Annotated in this window: 14 protein-coding genes; 6 read left to right on the top strand and 8 right to left on the bottom strand. The window is 73.6% G+C overall.

Annotated features, from left to right (window positions below; genetic code table 11):
- The first annotated feature begins 33 nt into the window (after window positions 1-33).
- The gene (locus tag GTY96_RS25905) at window positions 34-1038 is read left to right on the top strand and encodes a serine/threonine-protein kinase (RefSeq protein WP_235685872.1); all 1005 of its coding nucleotides are present in this window, start codon (window positions 34-36) and stop codon (window positions 1036-1038) included.
- Between the two features lie 21 nt (window positions 1039-1059).
- Here GTY96_RS25905 and queF read toward each other — a convergent pair whose 3' ends face one another.
- A complete protein-coding gene (gene queF / locus GTY96_RS25900; protein WP_143902274.1) occupies window positions 1060-1425 on the bottom strand; it encodes a preQ(1) synthase in 366 nt (121 codons plus the stop codon).
- Between the two features lie 200 nt (window positions 1426-1625).
- Here queF and GTY96_RS25895 point away from each other — a divergent pair, with 200 nt between their 5' ends.
- Window positions 1626-3530: a hybrid sensor histidine kinase/response regulator gene (locus GTY96_RS25895; RefSeq protein WP_143902272.1), complete on the top strand. Its 1905-nt coding sequence runs from the start codon at window positions 1626-1628 to the stop codon at window positions 3528-3530.
- A gap of 1 nt (window position 3531) precedes the next feature.
- On the opposite strand, the gene GTY96_RS25890 is transcribed toward GTY96_RS25895, so the two are convergent.
- From GTY96_RS25890 to GTY96_RS25880, 3 genes are read right to left on the bottom strand one after another with little or no spacing between them, the layout of a single operon-like run.
- Window positions 3532-4323 (bottom strand): carbohydrate deacetylase, encoded by a 792-nt coding sequence (locus GTY96_RS25890; protein WP_328701008.1) that lies wholly within the window; start codon window positions 4321-4323, stop codon window positions 3532-3534.
- Window positions 4290-5312, bottom strand: a complete 1023-nt coding sequence (locus GTY96_RS25885; RefSeq protein ID WP_161666118.1) for an extracellular catalytic domain type 1 short-chain-length polyhydroxyalkanoate depolymerase — start codon at window positions 5310-5312, stop codon at window positions 4290-4292. The genes GTY96_RS25890 and GTY96_RS25885 overlap by 34 nt, the downstream gene beginning before the upstream one ends.
- A gap of 8 nt (window positions 5313-5320) precedes the next feature.
- The gene (locus GTY96_RS25880; protein WP_235685870.1) at window positions 5321-7486 is read right to left on the bottom strand and encodes a protein kinase domain-containing protein; all 2166 of its coding nucleotides are present in this window, start codon (window positions 7484-7486) and stop codon (window positions 5321-5323) included.
- Window positions 7487-7843: 357 nt separating this feature from the next.
- On the opposite strand from GTY96_RS25880, the gene GTY96_RS25875 reads away from it, so the two are divergent.
- Together GTY96_RS25875 and GTY96_RS25870 are read left to right on the top strand one after the other, a co-directional pair.
- Window positions 7844-9118, top strand: a complete 1275-nt coding sequence (locus GTY96_RS25875; RefSeq protein WP_143902858.1) for an amidohydrolase family protein — start codon at window positions 7844-7846, stop codon at window positions 9116-9118.
- A gap of 60 nt (window positions 9119-9178) precedes the next feature.
- Entirely contained in the window at window positions 9179-9739 is a 561-nt protein-coding gene (locus GTY96_RS25870; RefSeq protein WP_161666116.1) for a peroxiredoxin, read from the top strand.
- Between the two features lie 183 nt (window positions 9740-9922).
- Here the strand turns inward: GTY96_RS25870 and GTY96_RS25865 are convergent, their stop codons facing one another.
- On the bottom strand, window positions 9923-13483 hold the full coding sequence (locus GTY96_RS25865) for a hypothetical protein (protein ID WP_161666115.1): 3561 nt from the start codon (window positions 13481-13483) through the stop codon (window positions 9923-9925).
- A 222-nt stretch (window positions 13484-13705) separates the two neighbouring features.
- On the opposite strand from GTY96_RS25865, the gene GTY96_RS25860 reads away from it, so the two are divergent.
- Window positions 13706-14281 carry a hypothetical protein gene (locus tag GTY96_RS25860; protein ID WP_161666114.1) on the top strand — a complete coding sequence of 192 codons (576 nt, stop codon included), beginning with the start codon at window positions 13706-13708 and terminating at the stop codon, window positions 14279-14281.
- A gap of 108 nt (window positions 14282-14389) precedes the next feature.
- On the opposite strand, the gene GTY96_RS25855 is transcribed toward GTY96_RS25860, so the two are convergent.
- Window positions 14390-16501 (bottom strand): chloride channel protein, encoded by a 2112-nt coding sequence (locus tag GTY96_RS25855; protein WP_235685854.1) that lies wholly within the window; start codon window positions 16499-16501, stop codon window positions 14390-14392.
- A 177-nt stretch (window positions 16502-16678) separates the two neighbouring features.
- Here GTY96_RS25855 and GTY96_RS25850 point away from each other — a divergent pair, with 177 nt between their 5' ends.
- Window positions 16679-17119 (top strand): peroxiredoxin, encoded by a 441-nt coding sequence (locus GTY96_RS25850; RefSeq protein ID WP_143902262.1) that lies wholly within the window; start codon window positions 16679-16681, stop codon window positions 17117-17119.
- Window positions 17120-17128: 9 nt separating this feature from the next.
- On the opposite strand, the gene GTY96_RS25845 is transcribed toward GTY96_RS25850, so the two are convergent.
- On the bottom strand, window positions 17129-17902 hold the full coding sequence (locus GTY96_RS25845; RefSeq protein ID WP_143902260.1) for a DUF1109 family protein: 774 nt from the start codon (window positions 17900-17902) through the stop codon (window positions 17129-17131).
- Window positions 17902-18471 (bottom strand): RNA polymerase sigma factor, encoded by a 570-nt coding sequence (locus GTY96_RS25840; protein ID WP_201756384.1) that lies wholly within the window; start codon window positions 18469-18471, stop codon window positions 17902-17904. The genes GTY96_RS25845 and GTY96_RS25840 overlap by 1 nt, the downstream gene beginning before the upstream one ends.
- Window positions 18472-18526: the final 55 nt, after the last annotated feature.

Genomic DNA, 18526 nt, shown 5'->3' with positions numbered 1-18526 from the left:
TGCCGCGTGCTGGGAGAGCTGGGCCGGGGTGGCATGGCGCTCGTGTATCGCGGCCTGCATGAGCTGCTTCAGCGCGAGGTGGCCATCAAGGAGCTGCTGCCCGAAGGCCAGCGCGACCAGGAGGCCCTGTCCCGCTTCCGCCGCGAGGCGCTGGCGCTGGCCGCCTTCCGCCACCAGAACATCGTCACCCTGTATGACCTGGTGGAGAAGAACGACAGCCTCTTCATGGTCATGGAGTACGTGGACGGCCCCACGCTCCACTCGCTCATCAAGGACGGCCCGCTGCCGCCGGACGTCGCCGCGGTCATCGGCGCGCGCATCGCCAGCGCGCTGGACCACGCGCACTTTCGCCGCATCATCCACCGCGACCTCAAGCCCGCGAACGTCATGCTCACCAAGACGGGGGAGGTGAAGCTGATGGACTTCGGCATCGCCAAGGACGTGAGCCTCGAAGCGCTCACCCAGCAGGGCATGGCCGTGGGCACGCCGTCATACATGTCCCCGGAGCAGGTGACGGGCGCGCCCATCGACGCGCGCACCGACATCTTCTCCCTGGGCGTGCTGCTCTACGAATCCCTCTCCGGCGTCCGCCCCTTCGTGGGCAAGTCCGCCGGCGAGGTGTTCGCCCGCATCCGCGACGGCAAGTTCACGCCGCTCCAGAAGGTGGCCCCGCAGGTGCCGCCGCCGCTCGCGCGCATCGTGAAGCGCGCGCTGTCGGTGAAGCCGGAGGCCCGCTTCCCGGACGCCGCGGCCATGCGCCGCGAGCTGGACCTGTTCCTGGCCCACGAGGTGCGCGTGTCCCACCCCGCGCTGCTCGTGGCCTTCCTGCGCTACCGCGAGAAGCTCACCGAAACCGAGGCCCTGGCCCACCTCACCCAGCAGGAGCTGGGCGTGCTGGACGTCTTCTCCACGCCCAAGCCCGCGCGCTCCCGGAGCCCGCTCAAGTGGGTGCTGGCCGCGCTCGCCGCCGCGGCCGGCACCGGCCTCTACCTGTCCCAGTCCCAGTGGGCGCCGCTCCTGGAGCAGCTGACCCGCTGAGGACGGGGCCGGGCGGGCTGACTACGCCTGCTGCTTCTTGTCGTGCGTGACGGTGACGAGGGTGCCGATGCCGCCGCGCACGAAGAAGTCGCCCACCACGGTGAGCTTGCGCGGCTGGATGGCCTTGATGATGTCGTCCGCGATGGTGTTGGTCACCTTCTCGTGGAAGGCGCCCTCGTTGCGGTACGACCACATGTAGAGCTTCAGGCTCTTCAGCTCCACGCACAGCTGATCCGGCACGTACTTGATGGTGAAGCGCGCGAAGTCCGGCTGGCCCGTCAGCGGGCACAGGCACGTGAACTCCGGAACGTCGAAGGCGATCTCATAGTCGCGATCGGCGGCCGGGTTGGGGAAGGTCTGGATTTCCTTGGACGGCTGAGAGGACATGCGCTGTCGCATAGCACACGTTCGCCCGCTGTCACCGCCCCGCGGGACGTCGCCTCCCTGGCTGCCCGGCGCCGGCTCTGTTCGGGTTCCAACGGGCAGGGGGACTCCAGGACAAGAGAACGTCCAGGGGCGGTTGGCGAACATGCTCGGGGATTCCTATCTCCCTCCGGCGACCCCTGAAGCGTGTCCCCGCCCCGCGAATGCTGCCACCCAACGACGTCGAGGATGTCCTCTCGTGCCTGCCCCAAGCGCTGCTGCGCGTGGGCTCCGACCTCCGCGTCCAGTGGTGCGAGGAGGGCTTCGCGGCCAAGACGGGCGTGGCGCTGGCGCCCGGAGGTCCGCTGCTGGACGCGCTGGAGCGGGGCCGCGGCCTGGACGCCCTGGAGCGCGCCCTCCGCGAGGGCCGGGCGCACTCAGGCCACGTCATCACCCGCGCGCTCCGGCAGGTGCGCGTGCAGGTGAGGCCCACCCGGACGGGCGGCGCCTCCGGGGCCTGGCTGGTGATGGAGCCCTCCGGCGTGGACGACGAGGGCGCCTTTTCACAGGCCGTGCGGGAGATTGCCCGCGCGGTGGGGGAGTCCCTGGAGGTGGACCGCGTCTGCTCGGCCGCCGTGGTGTCGCTGGTGCGGTGCGCGCAGGTGCGCCGCGCGGAGGTGTTCCTCTACGAGCAGGACGACGCGACGCTGAAGCGCCAGGCGGTGTCGGACCTGGAGGGACATGACGCGCCCCAGGATGCGTTCGACCCGTCGGAGGACCCCTACCGGCAGGCCCTGGCCCTGCGCCAGCCGCAGCTGGGCCTCCAGCGCGGCTCCGGGGACGCGGAGGGGTCGGTGTTCGCGGCGGTGCCGCTGTGCGCGCCGCGCCGCACGGTGGGGCTGCTGCTCATCTACAAGGAACAGGGCGCGTCCTTCTCCGTGCGCGAGCTGGAGATGTGGAGCGCGGCGGCCAGCCAGCTGGCGGTGGCGGTGGAGAACGCGCGCCTGCTGCGCGAGGCCCAGGCGGCCCTGGGCGTGCGCGAGGAGTTCATGTCCATCGCGTCGCACGAGCTGAAGACGCCGCTCACGCCGCTGAAGCTGGGCCTGTACTCCATGGAGCGCCGGCTCTCCGCGGGGCAGCCGGTGGCGCTCGCCAGCGTGCTCAAGTCCAAGCGGCAGGTGGACCGGCTCGCGGGGCTGGTGGAGGACCTGCTGGACGCAAGCCGCCTGGAGCTGGGGCGGCTGGCGCTGGACTCGGCCCCGCTGGAGGTGGGGCAGCTGGTGGCGGAGGTGGTGGACCACTTCCGCCACGCCTTCGAGCGCCCCTTCACGGTGGAGGTCCCTCCCGATGGCGTCTGGATGCTGGGCGACCGGGACCGGCTGGAGCAGGTGCTGGTGAACCTGCTGGAGAACGCGCACAAGTACAGCCCGGCGGGGACGCCCATCGCGGTGCGGGTGGGGCGCACGGCGGACGCGGCGCGCATCCAGGTGCAGGACCACGGCATCGGGATCCCGGGCGCGGATCAGGCGCTGGTGTTCCAGCGCTTCTACCGGGCGCGCAACGTGTCGCACCGCAACTTCGGAGGGCTGGGCCTGGGGCTGTTCATCAGCCACTCCATCGTGAAGATGCACGGGGGCACGCTGGCGCTGCGGAGCCTGGAGGGCGAGGGCTCCACCTTCACGCTGGACCTGCCGCGCATGCCGGCGCACGAGGTGCGCAGGCTGCCCCGGCGCGTGCTGGTGCTGGACGAGGACCGGGGCCAGGAGGCCGCGGCGGAGCGCACCCTGCGCGCCGAGGGCTTCGAGGTGTTCACCGTGGAGAGCGGCGCGGAGGCCCTGCGCAAGGCGACGCACCTGCCCGTGGACCTCATCGTCCTGTCGACGAGCGCCACGCAGCCGCAGGTGGGCACCTTCCTGGAGACGTTCGCCACGCTGCCGCGAGCGCGGCCGGTGCCCATCCTGCTCGCGGGGGACGCGCGGCCGTGGTGGGCGCAGGAGGACGCCGCGCTGTGCTCCAGGCCCTACCGTCCCGCGGAGCTGCTCGCGGGCGTGCGCGACGTGCTGACGCGCGAGCGGCGCCGGGCCCTGACGCCCGTGGAGCTGGAGGCCCCGCTCGTCACCCCGGCGTAAGTCATCCGGCGTGGAGGACGCGGAAGTCCGTGGGGCGCACTCCGGCGCGCACCAGGGCTTCACGCGTGCGTGCATGGAGGAAGGTGGCCAGCTCCACCTCCCGCTGCGCGGCATAGCGGCTGGTGACGACCTCGGGCGGGTATCCCGGGTGACACATCCACTCCGTGACGCCCTCGGGGGCGAGCGCCGCCAGCGCGGAGGCGAAGCGCTCCTGGGTCCACCAGGCCGCTTCGCCGGACTCGCCGGCGAAGGCGTCATTCGTGGCCACGCCCCGGGCCCGCAGCGCGGCGCGCATGTCCGCGTCCAGGGAGCGCACCGGCAGCCCCGCGCGCCGGGCGACGCGCGACACGCCCTCCAGGACCTGGGGGTGCCGGTGCAGGTGCTTGTGCACGTCCAGGTGCGTGGCGGGCTGGCCCAGGAGCCGCTCCAGCCGCTCCAGCTGCGCGAACGCCTCCGCCTCCACCGCGTCCGCGGGGAGCGCGTCCACCCGGGCTCCCGCGAAGCCTCCGTCCCCGGTGAGCCCCTGGCGCGGGAAGCCAGCGCCGACGGGTGGACCCCGGTCCAGGTTGAGGTGCAACCCGATGGCGAACCCCCGCGCCTGCCGCGCGGCCTCCTCGCTCCAGGGCGTGTTGACCATCAGGGTGGCGGAGGAGACGGCGCCCTCGCGCAGGGCCTGGAGGATGCCCCGCGTGATGCCCGGGTCGTAGCCCAGGTCATCGGCGTTGATGATGAGTGCACGGGGCGGCGTGGCGGACTCCTTCAGGGGCGCGGACGGGCCTGGAAGAAGCGCCACATCTCCCGCGACGCGTCCAGGTCCAGCGTGCCGTCATTGTAGAGCGGCTGGCCGGGCCAGGCGTGCTTGCCGCCGGTGACGGTGCACAGGCTCGCGGTGGCGCTCTCCGGCTGACAGCCGGTGGACGCCACGCAGGTGCTGTTGCCATGTTGATACGTCTGCTGCTGGGGGCCGGTGCAGCCGTTGCGCTCGGCGAAGCGGCGCACGGACTCGGGGGCGGACGGGTAGAGCTTGCCTCCGACCGCGAGGAGGTTGTCGCCCCCGTCGTAGAAGATGGTCGCGTCGGCGGTGCCGTGGAAGTGGAGCACTGGCACGGGCCGGGAGGGGTGGCAGTCCGTTACGGCCTCCATGCCCGAGACGGGCGCGATGGCGGCGATGCGCTGCGCGCGCTCACACGCCAGGCGGTAGGAGAAGAAGCCGCCGTTGGAGAAGCCGTTGGCGAAGACGCGGCGGGGATCCGTGCACACGCGCGTGTCCAGGTCCGCGAGCAGCGCGTCCACGAAGCCCACGTCGTTCACCTTGCCAAGCTGCGCCGGTCCGCAGCACGCGTCGGCGTTCCAGCTCCGCGAGTCCAGGTCGCCCCGGCCGTAGACCTCCTGGAAGTTGAGGCCGCGCGGGTACACCGCGATGAAGCCCTCGGCGTCGCCCAGGGGGGAGAGGCCGGTCAGCTGCTCCTGCTCCAGCTCGTTGGAGCTGAACCCGTGGAAGCTGAGGACGACGGGCGTGGGCTTCGTGGCGTCGTAGCCGGCGGGGACGTGGACGCGGTAGGCGCGGGTGCGGCCGTCGTGCTCGACCGTCCAGTCGTAGGTGCCAGCGGTCACGGTGAGGCCCGCGCAGGCGGTGCGGTCCGCGGGCGCCACGTCTCCGGCGCTGGAGTCCAGCGGGGGCGTCCCCGCGTCGGCGGACGGCGAGGCGCCCGAGGCGGGGTCGCAGGCGGTGGCGGCCAGCAGCAAGCTGGCCAGGGTGAGGGGGAGCAGGGGACGGCGCATGCGGGAAGCTATTTCTTCGAGCCGCACTCGGCCGCGAGGGCCAACGCGCGGTCGGGGAACCTTTCCGCCAGCGTACGTTTCACCTCGGCCACCCGGGCGGCATCGCCCTCGTGGACGTGGAGCTGGCAGCGCGCGGTCAGGGCCCGGGGGTCGTCCGGGGCCAGCCGCTCGGCTTCCCGGTACTCGCGCTCGGCGCCGCGAAGGTCGCCCTGACGGAAGAGGACGGCCCCCAGGTACGAGTGGGCCACCGCGAGCGTGGGGGCCTTCTTCTGCGCGCGCTTGAGCAGCGCCACCGCGTCGTCCAGCTTCTCCTGGCGGAAGCGCACGAAGCCCAGCTCCGCGAGGGACGCGGCGTCGTCGTGCTGGCGCGTCCAGGTGGACAACACGGCGGCGGCCTCGTCCAGCCGGCCCCCTTGCGACAGGAGCTGGCCGTAGCGGGGGGCGACCTGCGCGGAGTCCGGCGCCTGCGCGTACGCCTTCGCGAGCGCCGTCAGCGCGCCGGGCACGTCGCCCTGGAGGGCCCGCAGGTCGGCCAGGGCCAGGGGCGCGCGGATGTCCTTGGGCGCGAGCAGGGTGGCCTCGTCGATGGCGCGCTCGGCGCGCTTGCCCATGCGCAGCTCGGTGGCGGCGCGCGCGGCGAGCAGGTGCGCCTCCGCCTCCTTCGGGAAGCGCGCGGTGTAGGCCTCCGCCAGCGCCAGGGCCTGCGGGTGGGCGCCCGCGTTCAACAGCAGGGTGCCCGCGCGGGCCAGCTCGGGGGCCGTGGCGCGCACGTCCCGGGCCAGCCCGTCCAGCGCGGCCACCTTCGCTTCCTTCGTCGTGGCGGACTCGGCGGCGGCGAGCCGCGCGGTGGGGGCGACGTCCGGGCGCCGCAGGGACCACGCGGCTCCCGCGCCCAGCCCGCCCAGCGCGAGCACGCCCAGGGCGATGAAGAGGGCCCGGCGCGACCGGGGCGCCGCCGGGCCGCCCTCCACCTTCGGGGCGCGGGAGGACTTCCGGGGCGGACGCGACGCGGGGGAGGGGGGCGCGGTGGCGCCGGCCTCCGTCGGCGAGGCGGGTGCCGGGCCGGGCCCTCCGGCGTCCGCGGGGGCGGGTCCGGTGCCCTCGCCCGTCAGACCCTGGGGGGCGGGGACTCCGGGGCGGGAGCCGCCGCGCAGCGACACGGTGTGGACCATGGCCGGCGGCACGGGCCAGGAGGGGATGCCCCGCACGCCGAAGGGCGGCAGCACGTCCGCGCCCTGCGTGGCGTCCGTGCCCGAACTGGACGGATCCGCCAGCCTCGCCCGGCGCAGCGCCAGCCGCTTGGGGTCGCTGTCGGGCGGGAACAGCGTGTCCAGGTACGCGGCCACCTGCGCCGGCGTGGCGACCTCCGCGGGGCCACCGAGCAGCTCGATGGCGGCGATGAAGGTCTGCAGGCTGTCGAAGCGGTCCGCCGGGTCCTTCGCGAGCGCCATCAGGCACACCGACTCCAGCGCCTGCGGCACCGACGGGTCGAACGCGGTGGGCGGCTTCGGCCGGCCCTCCGAGATGCGCGTCAGCACCTCGTCGGTGGACATGCCCGTGAAGGGCCGCCGGCCGCACAGCTGCTCATAGAGCATCACCCCCGCGGCGAAGAGGTCCGCGCGGTGGTCCACGCTGCGGCCGGCGATCATCTCCGGCGACATGTAGAAGAACTTGCCCTTCAGCGTCCCCGGCTCCGTCCCGGAGCCCAGCGCATCCGCCTTCGCGATGCCGAAGTCGATGACCTTCACCGCGCCGTTCACGCCCACGTGGATGTTGTCCGGCGTGAAGTCGCGGTGGACGATCTTCAGCGGCCGCCCCGCCTCGTCCACGGCCCGGTGCGCGGCGTCCAGCCCCCGGCACGCGTCCACCAGCACGCGCAGCGTGATGCCCAGGGGAACGCGCTGGCCGCGCTCGGCGGCCTCCTGCCGCACCTCCGCGAACGAGCGCCCCTCCAACAGCTCCATGGCGATGAAGGGCTCTCCCCCCTCCATGCCCAGCTCCAGGATGGACACCACGTGGGGGTGGCGCACCTGCGCGGTGATGCGCGCCTCGTTGAGGAACATCTGCACGATGCGCCGGTCCGCGACGAGGTGCGGCATCAGCCGCTTCACCGCCACCGCCGGGCCTCGCTGGCCGTCCGGCGCGATGGCCCGCGCCAGATACACCTCCGCCATGCCGCCCGTCGCGATGCGCGCGCTGAGGCGGTAGCGGCCTGCCCAGGAGATGTCGGGGTCCGACGCCAAGGTGGCGGCAGTCTACGGGGCCGCGCCCCCGGTGCCCAACGTCCTGCCGGCCCGCCTGCCCGGCTGTTCCCAACTCGCGCGGATGTTCCGGCACCGAAGAACCCTCGCCTCGGGGCATGCGCGCCGTGTTGGCGCGGTTGTGACGACGGGTGTGGGTGGAACGAAGCGTGGACCCGATGACGTCCGGCGGGGCGGGAGTGCTAACGTGCGCGGCTTTAAGCGTGACCCCTAAGGGGAGGGGGCCGCCTTCACGAACCTCGCGAATCGTCGCGGATGCAGGGAGGGATGTTGGGCACCGTCCTCAAGGGTGGTTTCGTCGTCGAACTGGAGCCCGCGTCCGTGGAGCGGGTGGACCTGCGCATCGAGGGTGAGCGCATCGTGGCCCGGGGCGAGGACCTGGCGCCCGGCCCCGACGACGAGGTGGTCGCGCTGTCCGGCAAGCTCGTCTTCCCGGGGCTTGTCAACGCCCACCACCGGCTCGCGAGCGTGCTGTCGCGCGGGCTGGTGCGGCCGACCCCGGCGTCCTACCAGGCCCTGCTGGAGCAGGTGCGCTGGCCCTTCGAGAACGCGCTGGACCTGGACGCGGTGCAGGTGGCCGCCACGGCGAGCGGCCTGGAGTCCATCCAGTGCGGCACCACGACCCTGTTCGACCTGCACGCCTCGCCCCGCGCGGTGACGGGCTCGCTGCTGCGCGCGGCGCGCGGCCTCCATGAAGTGGGCGTGCGCGGCGTGCTGTCCTACGCGGTGACGGACCGCATGGGCGCGGTGGGCCGGGAGGAGGGCCTGGAGGAGACGGTCAGCTTCGCGCGCAAGGCCCGCGGCCGCTTCCGCGGACAGGTGGGCGCCAGCGCCTGCTTCACGCTGGGCGACGACGCGCTCCAGGGCCTGGGCGAGGCGCTCAACACCACCGGCGCCGGGCTGCACTTCCCGCTCGCGGAGGATCCGCTGGACGAGCGGCTGTCCACCGAGCGGCACGGCAACCCGCCCGTGACCCGGCTGCTCAACGGCAACCTGCTGTCGCCCCGGGCGATGGCGGCGCACGCGGGCCACCTGGCGTGGGCGGACCTGGCGCAGGTGCTGGCCACGGGGACGTGGCTGTTGCACACGCCGCGCTCCAACCAGGGCCAGGAGGTGGGCTACGCGCCCGCGCTGAAGTTCGGGGCGCGCGCGTCGCTGGGCACGGATGGCACGTCGCCGGACCTCTTCGCGGAGGCGCAGGCGGCGTACCTGCGCTCGCGCGAGGCGGGGCAGCCCATCGACGTGCTGCGCTATCTGGCCAACGGCCACCGGCTGGCGTCGCAGGTGTTCGAGGCGGCCATCGGCCCCATGCGCGAGGGCGCGCTCGCGGACCTGCTGGTGCTGGACTACCAGGCGCCCACGCCGCTGACCGCGGAGACGCTGGCGTGGCACGTGGTGCACGGGCTGGGCAGCCGCCACGTGGAGGCGGTGATGGTGGACGGCGTGTGGCGCGTCTGGGCACGCCGGCCCCTGTCGGTGAACCCCACCGTGGTGGCCGAGCAGTCGCGCGAGGCCGCCGCCGCGGTGTGGGCGCGGATGTCGTAGGCCCGGGCCCTGCCGGGAGGCAGGCTTGTGGCCGTGCCCGGGGCCCGTTAAGTCCCGGGCATGCTCAACTCCCTGCTCGTCATCGGTTGGCTCAGCGCAGCGATTCCCCAGGTGGGCGAGACCGCCCCGGACTTCACGGTGAAGGACACCGCGGGGACGACCTACACGCTGTCGGAGATGGTGAAGAAGGGGCCCGTCATCGTGGCCTTCTTCCCCAAGGCGTTCACCGGCGGCTGCACGCGCGAGCTGACCGCGTACCGCGACCGCTACAAGGAAGTGGAGCAGGCCCAGGGGCAGGTGCTGGCCTTCTCCACGGACGACGCGGAGACGCTGACGCGCTTCAAGACGGAGCTGAAGGCGCCCTTCGCGTTCATCCCGGACCCCGACGGCAAGGTCGTGAACGCGTACGACGTGAAGATGCCGGTGGTGACGGTGTCCAAGCGCTACACCTTCGTCGTGGGCGAGGGCCGCAAGGTGCTCAAGGTGGAGGAGGGCAAGGACGCCATCGACCCCACGGGCGCCATCGTCGCGTGTCCGCTGCGCAAGGGCGGCGCCGCGAAGCCCGCGTCCGCCCCCGCGGGCAACACGCCGCCCACCCAGGCCGAAGCGCCGTCGAAGTAGTCGCGGTGGCGTGACGCCAGGGCCCCAGCTTTTCGGGGAGGGGCCCCGGTCCGCTCGTGGACGACCGAGTCGTCGCGTGGCAGCGCCTCACTGCCGCTCGTGGACGTCCGCGCCGTCGCGTGGCACCGCGAGGCAGCGCCTCACTGCCGCTCGTGGGCGTCCGCGCCGTCGCGAGGCAGCGCCTCACTTCGCCTGGGGGGCCTGCGCCATCTCCCGGGGCGGGAACACGAACTGCGCGGCGCCGGCCACCAGCGGTGAGGCGTCGCGCTGGAACATGGCGAGCCTCGCCAGCCGCTCCTCCGTCCAGCCGCGCCCGCCCTGCGCGTCCCGCACCAGGCAGGCGAGGGCCACGCGCCGCGCCTCCGGACTGGGGCTGCGCGCCAGCCGGGTGCCCACGGCCTCCAACGTCTCCACGGGCAGGGTCGACACCGCCGTCAGCGCCGCGGCCAGCGCGTCCACGTGGAGCGCCCCGTCCTGTCCCATCGCGTCCAGGTGGCTGGCGAAGGCCGGGGGCGCGAGGGCGACCGCGGCGCAGCGCACGCGCAGCGTGGCCAGACACGGGTCCTGCGCGAGGTGGTCCGTCACCAGGTGCTGGAGCATCGCCAGGGGCACGGGCCGCATCCACTCCCGGCGTTGGAGCGTCGCGTCCAACGCCACGCTCAGCGCGCGGCGGTCCGCCACCACCGCGCCGAACATCCGCTCCATCAGCGGCAGGTCGCGCTCATCCGCCCGGGACACCAGCGCCCCCATCGCGGCGCGCACCTCGTCGTCGAAGGGCGACGCGAGCCGCGCGCCGCACGCGGCGAGGAACACGCGCTCCCGGTCCTTCACGGACAGCCACGCCGCGCGGGTCAGCAGGTCGATGCGTGCGTCCGGCTCCGGCCGCGCCAGCACCTTCGCGAGCAGCGCGGACAGCCGCGCGTCCAGCGCCTCCGTCAGCCGGTTCGCCGGGATGTCGCCCACGCGTGAGGCCATGATGGCGTCCTCGCCGGAGACCGCGCGCTCGAACACGGTCCAGGTGGGCTCGCGGTCCAGGTGGTCCCACAGCGCGCGCAGGAGCGCGATGCGCACGTCGCGGTGCAGGGGCAGCGCGTCCAGCTCCAGGAGCCGCGCGTAGCCCGCGTCCGAGCGCAGCTCGCCCAGCAGGCGCACCACCTCCTTGGCGACGGTGACCTTGGCCAGCGGCACGTCCGCCAGCAGCGTCAGCACCCGCGAGGGCGGCATGCCGTTGAACGCGCGGCGCAGCCCGTAGATGGCGATGCGCGCGCGCCCGTCCTCCAGGCAGCGCAAGAGCGTGGGCACCCCCTGGCCCTGGTCGCACCGGGCCAGCACCCGCAGCGTCCGCTCCTGCACCGCGGGCCGGGGGTCGTCCACCATCGCCTGGAGCGCGTCCATGGGCGCCCAGTCCAGCGCCGCCATGCGAGTCACCGCCGCCAACAGCGCGGGCGTGTCCCGCTCCGGGTCCGCGCACAGCCTGGCGAGCGCGCCCGAATAGGCCCGGTTCTGCTCCGCCGTCCACCGGAAGAACCCCGAGTCGAACGGCAGCAGCCAGCGCGTCGCCCCGGTGGCGAACTGGCCGGTGATGACCGGCGCGGCCAGGTACGGGCCCAGCAGGTCCTGCCGCCGCCGGTGCAGGTACTCGCGCACCACCGGGATGACGATGGCGCTCTCGTCCCGCTTGAGGAGCGCGGGCAGCATCCGGTCGAAGTCCGCCACCGCGCGGTGGCGCAGCACCCACAGCGCGGTCTCGGAGGGGGTGCCCATCCGCAGCGCCACGCGCTCCAGCTCCGCCACCAGCTCCCGGTGCAGGTCCTGCCCGCGCTTCTCCGCCACCGCCAGCGCGACGACCTCGTCGTCCCAGCCCCGGTCCCTCCAGCGCCGCAGCGTGGCCGCGAGCGTCGCCTCGAAGCGCGGCCGGTCCTCCCGCGACAGCCACTGGCTCAACGCCAGGGCCAGCCGCCCGTCGGGCGTCGTGTCGCGCATGGACACCAGCCACTCCGACAGGCCCGGCACCAGCGCCGCGCGCTGGCCCAGGCTCGCCGCGAGCTGGAGCAGGGGGCCGCCGCGCTCGCGCTCCGCCCAGCTCTTCGCCAGCGTCAGCAGGAACGGCGCGGCCCGGCGCACCTCCTCGTCCGTCAACCGGAGGCCCAGCCTCGCGTCCTGGAGGTGGCCGCGCTCCTTGAGGAAGGTGCCCAGCCACTGCGCGCCCCACGCGGGGTCCGCCCCGAAGGCCCGCACCAGCAGCCGCTCCGCCGCCTGGGCCGTCATCGGAGACAGGTCCGCGGCGTCCAGCGCGTCGCGCAGCATCCGGCCCAGCGCCTCCGTGTGCTCGGTCCGCCACATGCGCCGGGGCCACGCCGCCAGCGCCTGGAGCATCGTCCCGCGCACCGGGTCCTGCTCGTTCTTCCGGGCCAGCACCAGCGCCAGCGCGGGCGCCACCCAGGAGGGCTCGTCCGGACGCAGGCCGGGCAGTGCCAGCACGGCGCCCAGCGCCACGCCGCGCATGGCGGCATCCGGATGCCCCAGCGCGCCCCGGAGCGCGCCCAGGGCCTCCTCCCAGGGCAGGAACCGCGCGTACGGCAGGCGCGTCTCCGCGCGCGTGCCCAGCGCCACCACGTCGTGCAGGTGCCGCCGCGCCTCGCGCTCGCGCAGCGCCGGGGGCAGGTGGCCCAGGCGCTCCAGGGCGATGATGCCGTCGCTGTTGCGCGCCCCCACCGTCCAGCGCTGGTAGACGCGCTCGCGCTCGCCCGGGTCCTGGATGCGGGCCAGCAGCTCCGTGCCCCAGGAGGGGGCCCGGTCCACGGACGCGGCCCAGGCCTCGGTGAGCGTCTGGCGCAGCGGATCCGTCACCTTCTTCAGCACGGCGCCTGCCTGGCCCAGCAGCGTCGGGTCGCGCTGGACGACCCACGCCAGGGACTCCGCGTCCAGCGACGCCGAGGCCTTCACGAACAGCAGGTGCGGGAGGAACGCGGTGGGGTGGCGGCGCAGCAGCGCCACCATTCGCACCGGACGCAGCCGCACCAGCGTCCGCAGGGCCTGCTCGTCGGGGGGAATGCCCCGCTCCAGGAGCAGCGCCACGATGGCCTCCGCCGCGTCGGGCGTCTGCTCCGCCAGCCCCGCCAGGGAGCTGCGCACCTGCCACCGCGTCACCGGATCCGGCTCGCCCGTCACCGCCCGCAGCCGCTCGAGGATCACCTCCCCCAGCACCGCGGGCGCCCCCCGCGCCAGCCTCGCCCAGAACCGGTGGCTGGGCCGCTCCAGCGCCCGCGCCAGGTGCCGCCGAAGCGCCGCCTCCGACGCCAGCGGCACCGCGTCCGCCAGGGCCGCGTGCTCGCCCCGCTCCGCCAGCCCGTCCACGTACGCGTCGATGACCGCCCGGCGGCCCCGCTTCAGCAGCTGGCGCAGCACGGACTGCTCGCGGCGCATGCCGTGCGCCATGCGCAGCACCTCCAGGGCCTGCGCGTCATCGCAGACGACGGACGCCAGCTCGAACGCCAGCGAGCGCACCCGGAAGGAGTCGTCCTTCGTGGCCCTCAGCACCGCCTCGCCGTCGCGGCGCGTGAACTGGGCCGCCAACGCCAGCCGCCGTTCGGAGGCGTCCCCACGCGCCAGCGCGTCCAGCAGCGCCTGGGCTCCCGGGTCCGTCCGGGCCTGGCGGCCCAGGGCCACCATTTGACGCACCCGGGCATCATGGAAGGTCGAAGACAGCTCGGCGCGCAGCGCGGACAGCTGGGGTTCGGACATGGCGCCCAAGGATGCCTGCTCCCCCCGATTCCTGACAGACCCTCCAGCCCGGCCGGGCGCCTCCGCCTTGGGCAAACACATCTGCTCTAGATTGAATTGTTGGTTTTGCGGCTATTGGGTTGCTATTCAAATGATTGGCATGTTAGTCATTTGTCCGCCCCTGCCGGAAGGCTGGCGTCGTGGCCCGGGGGGGACACAACCCCAGACATTGGAGAAACCCACATGCTGCGTCATGGAATGAAGCGCTTTGCCGTTCCTGCCCTGGGTGTCGCCTCGTTGCTGGCCGGCCTGACCGCCGCCGCGGAGCCGGCGTTCGACTCGCAGCAGGTGGCCCGCGACTTCGTGACCAGCCTGGACCGCGCGGTCCAGGTTCCGTCGCGTCCGGGGCTGTCCGGGGCCCAGGCTCGGGCGGCGAACACCTACCAGACGTTCCTGTTCGCCAACTTCACGAACGTGGTCGTCTATAACAACGGGACGGCCCTCACCGGGGTGAGCGTCCCCGTTCCGCTGCCCGCGTCCATGGGGTCCAGCCCCACGAACTTCGTGGGCGCCGGCCAGGCGGAGGTCACGGGCCCGTGGAGCCAGGTCATCTCCTACACGACCAACCCGGCGGACCCGTACGGCGCGGCCAAGACCTGCACCTACGCGGTCTCCACCGCGTTCGTGGGCGGCGCGTGCCAGGCGAACATCAACTTCTATGCCCAGGGCACCCAGGGCGTGGCGTGCGGCTTCATCCCCTCGCAGTCGGGCATCGACCCCACGACGTGTCAGCTCCAGCTGGCGCTGGTCATCCAGTAACGCCCGCCTCCGCGGTCAATCCCTCTCACGGCGGGGGCGGGAGGCGCTCCCGCCGTGGGTGTCTGCCTTTGTGGGGACCTGGGGCCGGTCGGCCCGCTGGCTCCAGGGTCAGTGCGTCGCCTCGGTCGGGGTGATGGGGTAGTCGCCCCTGGCGTGCGCGCGGGTGTGCTGGGCGAAGAGGAAGCGCCGGACGGCGGCGCGGGTGATGAGGCCGCACGGGGCCAGTCCCAACACGGGGGCCACGGGCAGCGCGTCCACGTCCTCCTGGTCCATCACCTGGAGCGCGTGCGCCAGGTCCGAATCCGGGGCCAGCGCGGGCAGCTTGCGCGCCAGGTCGCTGGCCACGAGCAGCGGGTACATGGATTCATCCCGCCACACCTCGCGCAGCTGCTCCACCTGCACCGTGCCGTAGAGGTGGCCCTCCGTGTCCAGCACCGGCAGCGTGCCGGCCTCGGACGTGAGCAGCTGGTCCGTCAGCGAGCGCAGGGGCGTGCCCGCGGGCACCGCCGGGACCTCCGTCATCAGGGCCCGCACGTGCGTGCCCGTGAGCAGGTCCTCGTCGCTCTGCACCTTGGGCGAGGTGCGCTCCGTGAGGTAGTGGCACAGCGCGGACGCGATGGTGCAGGTCACCATCAGCGGCAGGATGATTTCATGGCTGCCGCTCAGCTCGTACAGCATCATCATGCCGGTGAGCGGGCCGCGCGTGAGCGCCGCCACCGCGCCCCCCATGCCCACGATGGCGTACGCGCCGCTGGGCCCGGTGGAGAGCGGGAAGAAGTAGTGCACCAGCGTGCCGAACGCGCCGCCCGCCATGGCGCCGATGACGGCCGCGGGGAAGAACGTGCCGCCGGAGCCCCCCGAGCCGATGGTCAGGGACGTGGCCAGGAGCTTCAGCACGCACGCCGTCACCAGGAAGAGGAAGGGCAGCTGTCCGGCTGCCGCCAGGTTGATGAAGTCGTGCCCGCTGCCCCACACCGTGGGGCTGAGGAACACGAGCACGCCCGTGCACAGGCCGCCCAGCGCCGCGCGCACCGGCAGCGGCTTCTTCCCCAGCCACGGCGACAGCGTCCCGCCCGCCTTCCCATGGAAGAAGTGCTCCACCCCGTGCAGCAGCTTCACGAACGCGAACGCGAGCAGGCCGCACCCGATGCCCAGCGCCGCGTAGGCGAACACCTCCGAGCCGCTCACCAGCTCGTAGTTGACCCGGTTGAGCATGGGCGCTTCGTCCAGCACGCCCCGGCTCACCAGCGTGCCCGCGACGCTGGCCAGGATGATGGGCGAGAACACGCGCAGCTCGAACTCGCGCAGGATGATCTCCATCGCGAACACCGCGCCCGCTATGGGGGCGTTGAAGGACGCGGAGATGCCCGCGCCCGCGCCGCACGCCAGCAGGATGGACAGCTCCTTGCGGCTGAACCCCAGCACGCGCCCCACGCTGGACGCGAACGCCGCGCCGCCATAGACGATGGGGCCCTCCCGGCCCGCGGACCCGCCGCTGCCAATGGTGATGGCGGACGCGATGAGCTTGAGCAACCCCCGGTCCGCCGGCACCACGTTGTCGCCGCTCTTCACCGCGCGCACCACCTCCGGGAGGCCGTGGCCGTGCGTCTCCGGCCGGTCGCGCAAGAGCCGCCCCACCGCGAGCCCGCCCACCGTGGGCGCCAGCAGCATCAGCCACCAGGGCAGGTGCGGCAGCGCCGCGGGCAGGTTGTGCGCGTGGCCGAACACCGCGTTCACGGCCGCCAGCCCCACCAGCGGGTAGTAGAGCGACAGCGCGCCCAGCGTCAGCAGCGACAGCAGCCGCAGGCGCCGCTTCACCTCGTCGCGCGGCCCTCCCGGCTCGATGACCCGCGCCAGCAGCAGCGCGCCCAGCGCCAGCGGCACGCCCACGAGCGCGTATTCCAGGTGCCAGCGCGCGGACGCGAGCGACTCCATCAGCGTGCGCAGCCGCTGCGGCCGGAACGTGACCGACAGCTCCGCGGCGCTGAACGTGATGCCGCTCATCACGCCAATCAGGTTGGAGAAGATGCCCGCCGCCAGCCCGCTGTACAGGCCCACCACCGCCCCCGCGATGGGCAACACGGACGGCGTGGGCAGGCGGATGCGGTTGGAGGCGCCCAGCAACACGAGGATGAGGCGCGAAAGGTTCTGCCGTGCCCACGCGGTGAGCGCGGCCACGCGCTGCCTTTGGGCAGGCGGAGGTTCGTCGGAGTTGTTCATTTGGAGCACCTACTAAACGGACGAGGGCGGTGGGTTTCAAGCTTCTTGATGCCGGCGTGATGTCCGCGCCGTCCGCCTGCACTCCACTCCACACATCGTCCGAGCGGTGCCCGGCCGCCTGCCCCCGGGGCGTGGTACGACGGCCCCGGTTTCCACCCGAAGCAGGAGGCATCCCACATGCTCAAGCAGGGAGACGTGGCGCCGGAGTTCACCGTGCAGGACTCCACGGGCCAGACGCACCGGCTGTCGGACTACCGGGGCCGCAACGTGGTGCTCTGGTTCTACCCGAAGGCGGACACCCCGGGCTGCACCGCGGAGGGCTGCTCCTTCCGCGACCACAAGGCCCAGTACGAGCAGAAGGGCACCGCCATCCTGGGCATCAGCTTCGACACGCCGGCGGAGAACCAGGCCTTCTCCCAGAAGTTCGGCTTCAACTTCCCCTTGCTGTGCGACGTGGATCGCAAGGTGGGGCTGGCCTACGGGGCCGCGGATGACGCCTCGGCCGCCAACGCGCGCCGGGTGGGCGTGGTCATCGGGCCGGACGGACGCATCAAGGAATGGCACGCCAAGGTGGACGCGCGGGCCTTCCCCCAGGAAGCGCTGGCCCGGCTCCAGTAGGGCGCCGCCTCAGGGCGCGAAGGTGCGGGACGGCAGGCGCGAGCGGACGAACACCGCCACGCCCGCCAGCGCCAGCCACGGCAGCACGTGGCCCAGCATCAGGTGGTCCGCCGCGCCGTCGGGGCAGTGCACGTGCAGCACCAGCGTGCCCACCCCCGCGGCGGACAGGCCCGCCGCCAGCGCCCGCATGGGCTGGAAGGCGGAGCGGCAGAGCAGGACCAGCGCCAGGGCCAGCGGCACCACGGACAGGGCCACCTCCGTGCCCATGCACCCCAGGGTGCTGGTGAGCAGGGGCCTCACCTGGACGCCGGAGCCTCCGGCCAGCTGCGCCAGCGCCACGGCCAGCGCGCCCACCGCGACGAGCCCCAGGGGCCACGTCCGCTGCCGGGGCGCGAGCGCCACCATCGCCCCGCCGCCCACGCCCGCGACGATGAGCAGCGCCACGAGCGCGATGCTCAGCGTGGACGCGGAGTTGAGCAGCATCCCGTGCCGGCCCACCACGAGCAGCCCCACCGCGCCCACGCCCAGATAGGTGGCCAGCAGGACCGCCACCTCCTTCCACCACGGCGTGGGACGGGGGTGCGCGGCCAGCTCCGTGAGCGACCGGCGCCGCGCCTGTTCGAGCTTCGCTTCGTCGACGGGGAGGGGCGGTGGCGGGGAGCCCAGGTCCTGGAATCCCTCCACGAGCGCGCGGCAGTCCGCGCACCCGGCCGTGTGTGACGCCAGCTCCGGAGGCAGCGGGCCGGTCAGGCAGTCCAGGACGCGTTCGCACTCGGGCGTCATCACGCGGTCTCCTGATGAAGGGGGGCCAGCAGCTCGCGCAGGCGCGCGTAGCCCCGGTGGGCGCGGACCTTCACGGCGCTCTCGGTGAGGCCCAGCGCCTCGGCGATCTCCGCGAAGCCCATGCCTTCGAAGCGGTGCATGAGGATGGGCAGCCGCTGGCCCTCCGGGAGCCGCGCCAGGGCGTGCTGCACGGCCCGCTCCAGGCCCACGTCGCGCGGCTCCGGGGTGTCCGCCACGACGGTGAGGGGCAGCTCGCCCTCGGGCGTGAGGTCCTCCGGCCGGCGGTGGCGCCGGGCGTGGTCCCGCGCGGCGTTGGTGGCGATGGCGTACAGCCAGGGACGGACGCGGGACCCCACCTGGTACCGGCCGCGCGAGCGAACGAGGGACAGGAACGTGAGCTGGACCAGGTCCTCGGCGGTGGCGGGGCTGCCCGTCAGGCGGGACAGGTAGCCCTGGATGGGGCGCGCGTAGCGCTGGAAGAGCGCGTCGAACGCGGGCGCGTCGCCCTGGCAGAACCGCTCCATCAGCACCTCGTCCGAGTCGGCCTCGCCTCCCGAGGATGCCGGCATGCCTCCGGTACGCATGGGCTCGGGGGAGGGTTTCACGACAGGGGGCGAAGGGCTC

Source organism: Corallococcus silvisoli (assembly GCF_009909145.1).
GTDB classification, from domain to species: Bacteria; Myxococcota; Myxococcia; order Myxococcales; family Myxococcaceae; genus Corallococcus; species Corallococcus silvisoli.
Note: the sequence above shows the minus strand (reverse complement) of the source record. Positions and strands in the feature narration are given on the sequence as shown.